Below are 12,699 nucleotides of genomic sequence, written 5' to 3'. Positions count from 1 at the left end.
CTGTTCAGTTCCGGTCCCGCGTCGGCTCAGCTCGGTCGAGCTCAGCTCACGGGGAACGCGATGTCGCACACCGGGTCCGCGGGGCCCGACGCCTCCCAGTCGGCGAAGTACACCTCACGGCACGGACCCGCCACCGTCAGACCCTGAGCGGCGATCCACTCCTCCACCGCCTCGAAGGCGGCCAGGATCTGCGGATGGGCCACCTGCGCCTTGGTGATCCGGGTGTAGGCCAGCCGCCGGGCCGGCTCCACCCGCACCTGCGACTGCCAGGCCCGCCCCCGCTCCTCGCTCCACACCCGGGCCGCCGCCTCGTCGGCGACCGGCACGCACGACTCCGCCGGGCCGTCGCTCTCCATCGACACCTCGGCGTGGTAGACGACGAACGGCGCCGCCGTCACACCCCCGCAGCCCCGCGCCGCCTCCTCCAGCCGGGTCAGCGAGGCACCGATCCACGCCGGCAGCTCGCCCGCCAGCGTGTGCCGGGTCTCGCTGATCACCACCTGCTCGGGCACGTCCACCGTCTCGACCACGAATTTTCCGTACACCTCGGAGCTCCTCCCCGAAAGACGTCCACGGAGGTAGTCGGCGAGCGTCCGCTGTCCGGCCACCCGGGCCTCCACTCCCGCCCAGTAGGCGTCGAGCAGTACGGCGGCCCCGGGCCCGTCCGCGTGGACCACCTCCGCGACCTTCGCGAGCGGCATGTCCAGCTGGCGCAGCAGGGCCACGAGCCGGGCGCGTTCGGTCTGGCCGGTGCGGTAGTAGCGGTAGCCGGTGGCCTCGTCCACATGGTCGGGCACCAGCAGGCCCATACGGTCGTACAGCCTGAGGGCCTTGGCCGACAGCCGGGCCCGCGCGGCGAACGCCCCGATGGTCAGCAACTCGTCGTCGCGTGCATCGTCCACGTCGTCATCCTCCGTCGCCGGGCGGCCTGTTCCGCCCGGCGACGACGACGCTCGGGCCTGCCCCAGGGGCAAGGTCAACCCGCCAGCCGCTCCTCCACGGCAGCCACGACCTCGGCCGACTCCGGCTCGGCCTGCGGCGAGAACCGGGCGGCGACCTTGCCGTCCCGCCCGATCAGGAACTTCTCGAAGTTCCAGCGGACGTCCCCGCTGTGCCCCTCGGCGTCGGCGAACCCGACGAGCCGGTCGTACAGCGGATGCCGGCCCTCCCCGTTGACGTCCACCTTCTCCGTCATCGGGAAGGTCACGCCGTACGTCGCCGAGCAGAACTCGGCGATCTCGTCGGCGCTGCCCGGCTCCTGGCCCATGAACTGGTTGCAGGGCACGCCGAGCACGGTGAGGCCCTGCTCCGCGTACCGCTCGTGCAGCCGCTCCAGGCCGGCGTACTGCGGGGTGAGCCCGCACTTGGAGGCCACGTTGACCACCAGTACGACCCGGCCCTCGTACTGGGAGAGGTCGGCGGATCCGCCCTGGAGGGCGTCGATCCCGACGTCGAGGGGAAGACTGTCGTCGCGCTGCGTGTTCTCTGAGGTCGTCATGAGCGGATGCTAGCCCCGCGACATGTCGCGCCGGCGGGCGCGTCACTCGGCCTCGATTGGATTAAGGACCGCTCGGGAACTCCTGCGCCAACAAACCGTTGCATAGTCTAAGAGACTGGGGAGGGACGCCTGAGAACAGGGAAGAGGCGACTCTTGAGCGCTGCGACACCGGAGTAGTCATGACCGTGAAGAAGTCGCCGTCCAGTTCAGCGATGCTGTCCTGGACGCCCGCCGCGGCCATGACCGTGGTCGCCGTCGTGGACCTCACGGCCGGGCCGGGGGTGGGGCTCCTGCCGCTGGTGTCGCTGGGACCGGCGTTCGCCGGACTGGTCGGCGGCTGGCGGCGTACGGCGGTGATCGGGCTGGTCGCGCTGCTGCTCTGCGTGGGCCTCGGCCTGTACAACGGCCTCTTCGACCGCCCCCGCGGCTACACCGCCATGGTGTCGGTGGCCGGTGTGACCGGCGTCGGGATCGCGGCGGCCGTGATGCGCTCGCGCCGGGAGGCGGAACTGGCCAGTGTGCGGTCGATCGCGGAGGTGGCCCAGCGGGTCCTGCTGCGCCCGGTACCGCTGACCGCGGGCCCGCTGCACGCGGCCGTCTCGTACACCTCGGCGCTCGCCGAGGCCCGGATCGGCGGCGACCTGTACGAGGTGATGGCCTCCCCGCACGGCGTCCGGGTGATCGTGGGCGACGTGCAGGGCAAGGGCCTGGCGGCGGTGGAGACCGCGGCCCGGGTCCTCGGCGCCTTCCGGGAGGCGGCGTACGACGAGAAGGACCTGGTCAAGCTCGGCGAGCGGCTGGAACGCAGCGTCGCCCGCGAGCTGGAGGACGAGAAGTTCGTGACCGCGATCGTCGCCGAGATCGGCTACGACCACCAGGTCGTCCTCCTCAACTACGGCCACCCGGCCCCGATGGTCGTCCACCGCGACGGCACCGCCGACTTCCCGGAGCCGCCCTCCTACGCCCTCCCGCTGGGCCTGGCCGCACACGGCGGCCCCGGCCCGGAGCCGTATCCGGTGCCCTTCACCCCCGGAGACCAGCTGCTCCTCTACACCGACGGCGTGACGGAGGCCCGGGACGAGGAGGGCGGCTTCTACCCGCTCGCCGAACGTGCCCACCTCCTGAAGGACTGCGACGTCCACCGGGCCCTGGACGCCCTCCGCGAGGACCTGGTGCGGCACGCGGCGGGACCGCACCACGACGACGCCGCGATGCTGCTGCTGCGGTACCAGGGCCATGACGGCGGGGGAGCGGCCGGGCCGGCGTGAGCGTTCAGGCCCGCCGGCCGCCGGCCGACGCCATGCCGAGCCAGGTGTGCGGGTTGCCCTCCCAGCACCAGCCGAGCTTCGGGGCCTTCTGGCTGATCCAGATCGCCGGGACCCGGCGGTCGCCGGACCGTGAACCGCCCAGCGAGAAGCACTTGTTCTTGACCAGGACCTGAGGTGCGTGCGTCATCAGCGCGATGCCCTCCTCGATGGTGAGCAGTCCGCGGCCCCGCTCGGCGACGGTGGCCATCGCGTCGCCCGGCACGGCCCCGCAGAACTCCTCCCCGCGCTCGACGTCGAACAGCAGGTGGACGCCGTCCCGGCCGGGCGGCTCGGCCTCCTCGGTGGCGACGAACCGTTCCAGGGAGCCGGGCTCGAAGGAGCGGTCGACGAACCCGGGCAGCCGGCCCCCGTGCAGCGTGGTCAGCGGCATGGTCCGCTCGGTCGGGGCGAGTTCGCGGGTGACGACCAGGACGAAGGGCACCCGGCCGGACGCGGCGGGGTCGTACTCCTGGCCCGGGTCGCCCGCGTGGGCCACGGCCTCGGCGCGCAGCGGTGCCACCAGCTCCGCGAACTGCTCCGGGGTGCGCCCGCAGAGCGCCGGGTAGCCGAGCGCGTCGAGTGTGCGGACCTGCCGGTCGAACTCGGCTGCGGCGTCGAAGACGGGGGAGTCGATGGTGTGGTGCGTCCGGTCGGTCAAGCGGGTTCCTTCCGTCGAGGCTGTCGCGGGGCGGCCGGGATTGCGGCTGGTGTCGGTCAGGGGAGCTCCTTCGTCGCGATGGCCTCGATGTCGGCCGGACTGCCCGACATGATCGTCCGGACATGGCGGGTGACCAGTTCGACCGGCCAGTCCCACCACGCGGCCCGCTGAAGTCGCGCGACGTCGTCGGCGTCGTACCGGCTGCGGATGGGACGGGCCGGATTGCCGCCGACGACGGTGTACGGCGGGACATCGCCGGTGACCACCGACCCCGCGGCGACGATCGCCCCGTCCCCGACGCGCACGCCGGGCATGACGGTGACGCCGTGGCCGAACCACACGTCGTTGCCGACGACCGTGTCGCCGCGGCTGGGCATGCCGGTGACGAGGTCGAGCGTGGCCTCGGCCCAGGCGCCGCCGAACATGGTGAACGGGAACGTCGAGACGCCCATGGTGGGGTGCTCGGCCCCGGCCATCAGGAACCGGGTGCCGGACGCGATCGCGCAGTACCTGCCGATGATCAGCTTCTCCGGCCCGTAGGCGTAGAGCACGTTGCGCGTCTCGAAGGCGGTGGCGTCGTCGGGATCGTCGTAGTAGGTGAAGTCGCCGACCTGGATGCGTTCGTCGGTGACGAGCGGCTTGAGGAGGACGACCCGCGGGTGCTGGGCGAGCGGGTGCAGGACGCCGGGGTCGGGTGCGGTGCCGGCGGCGGGCCCGGGAGCGGTGGTGGGGTCGGTGGGATCGGTGGTGGGGTCGATGGTGGGGTCGGTCATGCGGTGACCTCGATTCTGGCCAGGGAGCCGGTTTCCAGCGCGCACCACACGGCGCCGCCGTGCCGGGCGATGCCGTGCGGTTCGCTGTCGGGGCGGGACAGCGCGTACGAGGTGACGTGGCCGTCGACGGTGATCCGGCCGATCCGGCCACTGCCCCACTCGGTGAACCACAGCGCACCGTCGGGCCCGGCCGTGACCGCGTGCGGCCGGGTCGCGGGGTCGGACAGCGGGTACTCGGTGATCTCGCCGTCGACGGTGATCCGGCCGATCCGCCCGGCGCCGATCTCGGTGAACCACAGCGCGCCGTCGGGCCCCGCGGCGATGCCCACCGGCGCGGCGCCCTCGGTCGGCAGGGGGTGGGCGGTGCCGCGGCCGTCGGTGGTGAGCCGTCCGACGGCGTTCTGCTGATTGAGGGCGCACCACAGGGCCCCGTCCGGGCCGACCGTGATGGCCGACGGGAAGGCGCCGGGCGCCGGGTACTCGGTGACCTCGCCGTCCATGGTGACGCGGCCGACGCGGTCGACGCCGGACAGCGTGAACCACATGGCTCCGTCCGGCCCGGCGACGATCCCGAACGGCCCGCCCTCGGGGGTCGGGGGCGCGAAGGAGGAGTAGCTGCCGTCCGGGGCGATACGGCCGACGCGGTGCGCCCGGTACTCGGTGAACCACATCGCCCCGTCCGGGCCCGGCGCGATCACGGTCGGTCCGGCTCCGACCGGGTGGACGGTGACACTCCCGTCGCCCGGGTCCCGGCGGGCTACGGCGTCCTGGTGGACGAGGGTGAACCAGAGGGCGCCGTCCGGCCCTTCGGTGAGGGCGTAGGGGCCGGCGTCCGGGCTGCTGACGGTGAACTCCCGTAACGTAAATTCGTTTATCGAGGGTAAGATTACGCAGGAGGCATCCAAGCTGTCAACATAAAAATACTACTGTGGTAAGATTGCCCGCATGGACCTGAACACGCCGGCGCCCGGACTCCGCGAGACCAAGAAGCGCGAGACGCGGCAGCTGATCTCCGACCACGCGACCAGGCTCTTCATCGAGCAGGGCTTCGAGCGCACGACGATCGCCGAGATCGCCGACGCCGCCCGCGTCGCCAAGAAGACGGTGACGAACTACTTCCCGCGCAAGGAGGACCTGGTCCTCGACCACCAGGACCAATTCGTCGCCGCCCTGGCCGGCACCGTCACCGCGCGCGAACCGGGCGAGACCCCGCTGGCGGCCCTGCGCCGTGCCTTCCTGGCGGCGGTCGAGGCCCAGGACCCGATCGCGGGCTTCGCCGGCCCGGCCTTCACCCGCATGATCGCCGACAGCCCCACCCTCACCTCCTGCCTGCGCGGCCTCCACGACCGGCGGGAGGAGTCGCTGACCGCGGCCCTGGCCGGGGCGACGGCCACCTCGCCCGACGACATCACGCCCCGCACGGCCGCGGCACTGCTGGGCGGAGTCCACCGGGTCCTGTTCTCCCGCATCCAGGAACTGACGCTGGCCGGCTCGGCCAACCCGGAGATCGCCCAGGTGCTGACGCGGGAGGCGCCGCGCGCCTTCGACCTGCTGACACCGGCCCTGGCGGAGTACGGCCGCTCCTGAGCCCGCCCCGGTGGCGGTCCCGGATGCGGGTGCGCGGGGTCGGGCGCAGACTGGCCGGGTGAGCGGAACGCACACCAAGCGGGACGAGAACGCACCCGGAGCCGGTCGCGCCGCCTCCCAGCCGCTGGCGCTCGCCGCCATGATGTTCGCGGTGGCGATGACGTTCATCGACCAGACGATCGTCTCGATCGCGGCCCCCGACATCGTCTCCGAACTCGGGCTCTCCACCTCGGGCATGCAGTGGGTGATCAACGCCTACCTGCTCTCCCTGGCCGCCTTCTTCGCCCTCGGCGGACGCCTGGCCGACCTGTGGGGCCCGCGCCGCGTGGTCGTGGCGGGCACCCTCGTCTTCGTCGTCTCCTCGGTCCTGTGCGGCTGCGTACCCACCGGAGACCACGCGCTGACCTGGCTCGTCGTCTTCCGGGCCACCCAGGGTCTGGGCGCCGCGCTGCTCTTCCCGGCCGCGCTCGCCGTGGTCGTGGCGGTGTTCCCCGTGGAGCGCCGGGGCCGCGCCCTGGCCCTTTTCTTCGGCCTCACCGGCGCCCTGACCGCCGTAGGACCGCTGCTCGGCGGCTGGCTGACCGCCTGGACCTGGCGGGCGATCTTCTGGGTCAACGTTCCCGTCGCGATCATCGCGCTGATCCTCACCGCGCTCGCCCACATCTCCGACCGCCGCCGCGACGAGTCGCTGGACGTCAGGGGCGCCCTGCTGATCGTCGCCGGCATGGGCCTGAGCGTGCTCGGCTTCCAGCAGGCGTCGGCCTGGGGCTGGGACAGCGCGGCGACGTGGCTCTGCATCGCGGGCGGCCTCGCCCTCCTCGCCTTCTTCTGCCACTACGAGCTGCGCACCACCCGCCGCCACCCCCTGATCAACCTGGCCGTCTTCCGCGACCGCGCCTTCACCGTGGACACGCTGGTGCTCTTCTTCGCCATGCTGGCGTTCGTCCCCGTGTTCTTCTTCGCCTCGGTCTACGCCCAGGTCTCCCTCAGCGCCTCACCCAACCAGGCCGCGCTGTACCTGCTGTACTTCTTCGCCGGGTTCGCCATCGCCTCCCAGTGGGGCGGCCGCATCCTCGACAAGCGGGGCGCCCGCCCGGCCATGCGGATCGGCTGCGCGGTCGGCGCCGTGGGCTTCGCGCTCTGGGCGGGCAAGCTCACCGACCTGTCCATGCACGACCAGTGGCCCTACGTCGCGCTCGCCGGCGCGGGCATCGGCTTCATCCTGGCCCCGGCGTCGACGGACGCTGTCAACCGCGCGATCAACGCCTCGTACGGCGAGGTCACCGGCATCACCCAGACCGTCCGCAACTACGCGGCGAGCGTGGGCCTGGCCGTCTTCGGCACCATGCTGACCCACACGATGACCGACAGGGTCACGGAGACCCTCCGCACCCGCGGCGTACCGCCGGACGCGGAGCATTCCGTCGCCCGCGACGTCACGGAGGCGATCACGGGCAACGCGGACGCCCGCACCCCCACGGGCGACGGCGCGACGGAGACGACGATGCGGGGGGCGATGCCCGCGATCCGCATGGACTTCGCCGAGGCCAACCAGTGGGTCTTCTACGCCATGGCCGTCGCCCTCGCGGTCGGCTACTTCTGCGCACTGCGCCACCCGGGAGGCCGGGCGGTGGCGGCGGACGGCGCCGAGCGGGGCTGAACCCCTGACCGGAAGAGCCGGTCGAGGTGGTGGGTGAGCAGCCCCGTCGTCACCGCCGGGTGAGCCGTCGCGGGTCAGGAGCGTGCTGACGGCGGTCCGACCGCCAGGACGTCGAGCATCGCCCGGGTGGCCGGGCTGGGGTTGAAGCGGCTCCACACCAGGTACTCGACGCGACGCGGTCCGTCGACCACCGGGACCAGCGTCAGCCCGGGGTCGTCGTCGGCCCGCGGCCGGATGAACGCCGACGGCAGCAGCGCGATGCCGAGCCCACGCCCGACCAGCCGGGTGATCAGCTCCACGACGCCGGCTTCGTACGCGACGTCACGGGCCAGGCCCGCGGCGGCGAACGCCTGGTCGGACTGGGCCCGGGCGGGTGTCCCGCTCACGAAGTCCACGAACGTCTCCTCGGCGACCTCCGGCAGGGTGACCCGGGAAACGCCCGCCAGCCGGTGCCCGGCCGGAACCATCAGCACGTGCTCGTCGTGGGCGAGGACGACGCACTCCACACCGGAAGGCCGTGCACTCTCCGGCATGCCGAGGAAGGCGATGTCCAGATCGCCTTCGCGGACCGCCGCCGCCAGTTCGTCGCTGCGTCCGGAACGGAGAGCGACGTGCACGTCCGGGTGCCGGGCGCGATACCGCTGGAGCAGCTCCGGTACGTCGACGGCGGCGGTCGTCACGATCACGCCGACGGCGAGCCGGCCGCGTACCACGCCGGTCGCGGCGGCGGCGTCGGCGGCGGCGCGGTCGGCGGCGGCCAGGCACTCGCGTGCGCCGGCGACGAACGCCGCCCCTGCGGGGGTCAGTTCGACACGGCGGCTGGACCGGGCGAACAGCTTGACCCCGAGTTCCCGTTCCAGGCCGGCTATCCGGTGGCTGAGCGACGACTGCACCACGAAGCAGCGCTCGGCGGCGCGGGTGAAGTTACGGGTCTCGGCCACGGCGACGACGTAGCGCATCTGCTGGAGGTCCACACCGGCCATCGTTTCGGCTCATGGCTGCGATGACAACCATGTGTTGGACGCATGGCCGGGCTGGTCCTGAGACTGCCTCACATGCACACCTCGACCGAGCGGGCACCGAGACCGCCGCGCATCCCGTACGCGTGGCAGGCGGCCACCCTCGCCCTGACCGCACTCGCCCCCGCCGTCTGGGGCACGACCTACGTCGTCACCACGGAACTGCTCCCGCCCGGACACCCGTTGTTCGCCGGAATGCTGCGCGCACTGCCCGGCGGGCTGCTCGCGCTGGCGATCACCCGCGTGCTCCCGCGCGGGGACTGGTGGTGGAAGGCCACCGTCCTCGGCGCGCTCAACATCGGTGCCCTGTACCCCCTCTTGTTCGTGACGGCCGAGCGACTCCCGGGCGGTGTCGCCGCCACCCTCGGTGCCGCCCAGCCGTTGATGGTCGCCGGGCTGGCCGTCGCGCTGCTCCACGACCGGCCCACGGCCTGGCGGCTGGTCTGGGGCGTGGCAGGCGTGGTCGGTGTCGGGCTCGTCGTACTGGGGCCGCAGGCCCGGCTGGACGCCGTCGGGGTCGCGGCCGGCCTCGCCGGTACGGCCGGCATGGCGACCGGGATCGTCCTCACCAAGCGGTGGGGGCTGCCCGCGGGCGTCGGCCCACTGACCCTGACCGGCTGGCAACTCACGGCGGGCGGTGCGCTCCTGCTCCCGCTCACCCTCGCGATCGAGGGAGCGCCGCCGCGCATCGACGCCGGAGCCGCCGGCGGATACCTGTGGCTCGGCAGCGCGGGCGGTCTGATCGCGTCCACGCTGTGGTTCCGCGGCATCGGAAAGCTGCCGGTCGGCGCGTCCGCTCCGCTGGTGCTGCTGTCCCCGCTCGTCGCGACCGTCATCGGCATCGGGCTGGGCGAGTCACTGAACCTGCCGCAGACCTTCGGCTTCGCCCTCGCCCTGACCGCGTTGCTCGCGGCGCAGCTCAACGTCCCGAACCGGTCGGGCCGCGCGGCGCGCGGCAGTCCGGCGGTCCGGGAGAAGACCGAATCCGAGCAGACCTGATGGCCGACGCGCACGTACGAGAAGGACGGACCCGATGAAGACAGGCATGACGATCGCCGTACTGGGCGCCACCGGAATGGTCGGCAGCCGGGTGGCCGACGAGGCCGCCGCTCGCGGACACCAGGTACTCGCCCTGTCCCGGAAACCCGAGCGCGAGAACCCGGGCGACCCGAGGAACCCGGGCGACCCGAGGAACCCGGGCAAGCCGAACGTGACGCCGATCGCGGTCGACGCGAACGACTCGCACGCCGTACGCGAGGCGCTCGCGGGGTCCGCCTCCCACGGCCCCGCGGACGCCGTCGTACTGGCGTTGCGCACCGTGCCGGTCGACGAGGAGTTCCTGGTCGGCGCCACCCGCACGGTGCTGGACGTCGCCGCACGGCTCGGCGTCCGCGTCCTCGTGGTCGGCGGCGCCGGCGCGTTGCGCAGCCCCGGCGACCGCGATCTGCTGGTCGCCGACAACCCGGCGTACGTGCCCGCCGACATCAGGGCCGTAGCCGCCGCCGGAATCGCCCAGCTGCGAGCCTGCCAGTCCCATACCGACGCCGACTGCGTCTACCTGAGTCCTCCGGCACTGCTCGAACCCGGCGAACGGACCGGCCGCTACCGCCTCGGCACCGACACCCTGCTCACCGGCGCCGACGGCCTGTCCCGGATCAGCGCCGAAGACCTGGCCGTCGCCGTGGTCGACGAAATCGAGACCCCGGGCACCGACCCTCTCATCACGGTCGTGCACGCCGAACACCCGTCCACATGAGCGGTGGAAAACTCCTGTGCGCCGGCTCGCACACCTCTGCGATCATCCCCGAATGGCGCACAGTCTCGCATCGCTGGTCATCCGGCATACCCACCGCCTTCCCTCCCCCGAGGGCTCTGCCGGGGAAGGAGCCGCCGCCGCGCGGCAGTTCGACGCGGCGCTGACATCCGTGGGCTTCAAGCTCTCGGCCGAGCTGCTGGAGCGGCTGTCCGGGCTGTCCGAGGCCGCGGTCCTGCACACGGCCGAGCGGACGCTGCACACCGTGAGCGAGATGGTGGGCGACCACGTCCGGCACAACGCGTATTTCATCGACTTCCCGGCGAACGTGCCGGACACCGAAGAGTTCTGGATGCGGTGCGTGACGAAGGCGCTCGGCGACGACACGTCGCGCGAGAACGTGCTGACGCAGCTGGCGCACGGGGTTCTGGACCTGCTCAGCCTTCCCGCGTACGGCCGCTACCAGCACACCTACGAGGAGATGCTCGCGGCGCAGGACGAACTGATCGCCGCGGCGGGCGACCGGGTGACCGTCCTGCACCTCGGACGGGACCTGGACGACGAACTCACCGACCTGTACCTGGCGCTGGCGGGCAGCACGACGCCACTGGGCGAGGACCACCTGCGCGACCTCAAGGCCCTCGCCGAGCGATGCGCGCTCGGCCCGCAGCCGGAGACGATCCCCGTCCGGGAGAACCGGGCGGTCGTCAACGAGGCCCGCCTCGGCGTCGGCGCCGGCCTCCTGCTGGACACCGTCACCGATGTGCTGCGGCTGGCCTGCGCGCTGTCGGGCGGCGACGTGACGCTCCAGGAGCCGACCCGGTTCCGGACGCTGCCGCGGCCGGTGCGCCGGGGACTGCTCGCGGGCCTCGACGCGGTGGTCGCGGCGAACCCCGCGAAGCTCGCCGACGTGCACGCGCACCGGGAGCCCTTCAAGCGTCTCGGTGAGCGTCTCCATCCGCACGAGTACCCGAGCTGGCCGCACGCCGCCGACGTGTTCGCCGTCGCGCGGGGCGAGAAGGAGGCGCGGTCCTTCGGCAGCCGCCTTGAGCAGCTGCTCGACGAGTCCGACGTCCCCGGTGCGGTGAGGCTGCTGAAGTCCGCGCCCGGCAGGCTGTTCCGCGCCCTGGACGTCCTGCTGCGCATCGCCGCCGACCAGGAGGAGCGGGACGCGGTGGTGGCCGCCGCGGTGGAGGTCGCTCCCGAGGTCTCCGGCCGGGTCGTCCTCTCGGTCCGTGAGCACTTCCACAATCGGGAGCGGGAGACCGACGAACCCCGCATCTTCATCAACCGCCGGGGCCGCGCCTGGGTCGCCCGCGACGCCCGGCCTCCGGTACCGGCCGCCGACCGCGACCGCCTGATCGCCGCCCTCGACGCCGAGATGCGCCGCCGGCTCCCGGTACCGGGCCGGCTGCTGCTCGACCCCGACATCCTCGACGTGGCGCTCCCGCTCAGTGGCAGGGCGACCGCGGCGGGGTTCGGCGTACTGCCGCGGGGTTCGGTCTCGGAGGTCGACGGCGAACGGCTGCGCTTCTTCATGTACTGGAAGGAAACCGAGCACCGGACCGACTACGACCTGTCGGCCCTGCTCCTGCACAGCGACTACAGCACCGACTCCTGGCTCTCCTACACGGCCCTCACCGCCGTCGGGGGCGAGCACTCGGGCGATGTCACCGAGGCGCCCGACGGGGCCTCGGAGTTCATCGAGCTGTCCCTGGACCGGGTGCGCAGCACGTTCATCGTCCCGCAGGTCAACATCTACGCGGGCGAGAGCTTCGAGGAGGTCGAGGAGTCGTTCTTCGGCTTCATGCTGCGCGAGGGTGCGCAGAGGGGCCGTCCGTTCGAGCCGCGCACGGTGCGGATGAAGTCGGAGCTGCGTGGGACGGGTCGGGTGGCGCTGCCCCTGGCCTTCCGGCGCGGGGACGACGGCAGGTGGCGTGCGAAGTGGCTGCACCTGTACCTGAAGGGCATCTCGGCGCAGAACCGGGTCGAGGAGAACCAGCTGTCGGTGTCCAAGGTGGTGCGTGCACTCGTGGAGCGCGAGCAGCTCACGATCGGGTACCTGATCGACCTGATGTCCCGCGAGACCACGGCCCTGGACCTGTGGGACGGCGGGCCGGTCCCGGAGGAGCCCGTGACGTACATCGGTCTCGAACGCCCCGAGGGGCTGCACCCGGACTCCCGGGTCGTCACCCTCGAAAATCTGCGCGACTTGATACCGGGCTGAGTGCTAGCGTTGCCCGCGGCGAGGCCATGAAGGGGCTTCCTTCTCATTTCACTCTAAATGAACCCAAGTCCCTTCGCTTTCCTCGCCTTCTACGCCGCACCGGGCGGCACCCCCCGCCCCCCCCGAGGAGGCCACCCGACCACCACGGAGAAAAAAACCACCACCCCACCGCACCCCGTCGAAAAACCGTCCCCCCACACCCCCAGTCGGGACAAGG

Annotated in this window: 12 protein-coding genes; 6 read left to right on the top strand and 6 right to left on the bottom strand. The window is 72.4% G+C overall.

Going from position 1 to position 12,699, the window contains the following annotated elements; translation table 11 throughout:
- Positions 1 to 41: 41 nt before the first annotated feature.
- On the bottom strand, positions 42 to 902 hold the full coding sequence (locus ACFCZF_RS09025; protein WP_376671090.1) for a MerR family transcriptional regulator: 861 nt from the start codon (positions 900 to 902) through the stop codon (positions 42 to 44).
- A 74-nt stretch (positions 903 to 976) separates the two neighbouring features.
- Complete coding sequence (locus ACFCZF_RS09020; protein ID WP_376671089.1) at positions 977 to 1,498, bottom strand: glutathione peroxidase; 522 nt, start codon at positions 1,496 to 1,498, stop codon at positions 977 to 979.
- 179 nt (positions 1,499 to 1,677) lie between these two features.
- Here ACFCZF_RS09020 and ACFCZF_RS09015 point away from each other — a divergent pair, with 179 nt between their 5' ends.
- The gene (locus tag ACFCZF_RS09015) at positions 1,678 to 2,766 is read left to right on the top strand and encodes a PP2C family protein-serine/threonine phosphatase (RefSeq protein ID WP_376671088.1); all 1,089 of its coding nucleotides are present in this window, start codon (positions 1,678 to 1,680) and stop codon (positions 2,764 to 2,766) included.
- Between the two features lie 4 nt (positions 2,767 to 2,770).
- Here ACFCZF_RS09015 and ACFCZF_RS09010 read toward each other — a convergent pair whose 3' ends face one another.
- From ACFCZF_RS09010 to ACFCZF_RS09000, 3 genes are read right to left on the bottom strand one after another with little or no spacing between them, the layout of a single operon-like run.
- The gene (locus ACFCZF_RS09010) at positions 2,771 to 3,463 is read right to left on the bottom strand and encodes a DUF5701 family protein (RefSeq protein WP_376671087.1); all 693 of its coding nucleotides are present in this window, start codon (positions 3,461 to 3,463) and stop codon (positions 2,771 to 2,773) included.
- A 56-nt stretch (positions 3,464 to 3,519) separates the two neighbouring features.
- Positions 3,520 to 4,236, bottom strand: coding sequence for a CatB-related O-acetyltransferase (locus ACFCZF_RS09005; RefSeq protein ID WP_376671086.1), 717 nt, complete (start codon positions 4,234 to 4,236; stop codon positions 3,520 to 3,522).
- Positions 4,233 to 5,141 (bottom strand): virginiamycin B lyase, encoded by a 909-nt coding sequence (locus ACFCZF_RS09000; RefSeq protein WP_376671085.1) that lies wholly within the window; start codon positions 5,139 to 5,141, stop codon positions 4,233 to 4,235. The genes ACFCZF_RS09005 and ACFCZF_RS09000 overlap by 4 nt, the downstream gene beginning before the upstream one ends.
- 40 nt (positions 5,142 to 5,181) lie before the next feature.
- Here ACFCZF_RS09000 and ACFCZF_RS08995 point away from each other — a divergent pair, with 40 nt between their 5' ends.
- Positions 5,182 to 5,823, top strand: a complete 642-nt coding sequence (locus tag ACFCZF_RS08995) for a TetR/AcrR family transcriptional regulator (protein ID WP_376671084.1) — start codon at positions 5,182 to 5,184, stop codon at positions 5,821 to 5,823.
- A gap of 139 nt (positions 5,824 to 5,962) precedes the next feature.
- Positions 5,963 to 7,483, top strand: a complete 1,521-nt coding sequence (locus ACFCZF_RS08990; RefSeq protein ID WP_376671127.1) for an MFS transporter — start codon at positions 5,963 to 5,965, stop codon at positions 7,481 to 7,483.
- 74 nt (positions 7,484 to 7,557) lie between these two features.
- On the opposite strand, the gene ACFCZF_RS08985 is transcribed toward ACFCZF_RS08990, so the two are convergent.
- Positions 7,558 to 8,457: a LysR family transcriptional regulator gene (locus ACFCZF_RS08985; RefSeq protein WP_376671126.1), complete on the bottom strand. Its 900-nt coding sequence runs from the start codon at positions 8,455 to 8,457 to the stop codon at positions 7,558 to 7,560.
- 81 nt (positions 8,458 to 8,538) lie between these two features.
- Here ACFCZF_RS08985 and ACFCZF_RS08980 point away from each other — a divergent pair, with 81 nt between their 5' ends.
- The 3 genes from ACFCZF_RS08980 to ACFCZF_RS08970 are packed head-to-tail and all read left to right on the top strand — an operon-like array spanning position 8,539 to position 12,482.
- Entirely contained in the window at positions 8,539 to 9,501 is a 963-nt protein-coding gene (locus ACFCZF_RS08980; RefSeq protein WP_376671083.1) for an EamA family transporter, read from the top strand.
- A 34-nt stretch (positions 9,502 to 9,535) separates the two neighbouring features.
- A complete protein-coding gene (locus tag ACFCZF_RS08975; RefSeq protein ID WP_376671082.1) occupies positions 9,536 to 10,258 on the top strand; it encodes an NAD(P)-dependent oxidoreductase in 723 nt (240 codons plus the stop codon).
- 52 nt (positions 10,259 to 10,310) lie between these two features.
- Positions 10,311 to 12,482: a hypothetical protein gene (locus ACFCZF_RS08970; protein ID WP_376671081.1), complete on the top strand. Its 2,172-nt coding sequence runs from the start codon at positions 10,311 to 10,313 to the stop codon at positions 12,480 to 12,482.
- Positions 12,483 to 12,699: the final 217 nt, after the last annotated feature.

Source organism: Streptomyces sp. NPDC056296 (genome assembly GCF_042268605.1).
In the GTDB taxonomy this organism is placed as follows: Bacteria; Actinomycetota; Actinomycetes; order Streptomycetales; family Streptomycetaceae; genus Streptomyces.
This window is presented reverse-complemented; position numbering and strand designations above follow the sequence as displayed.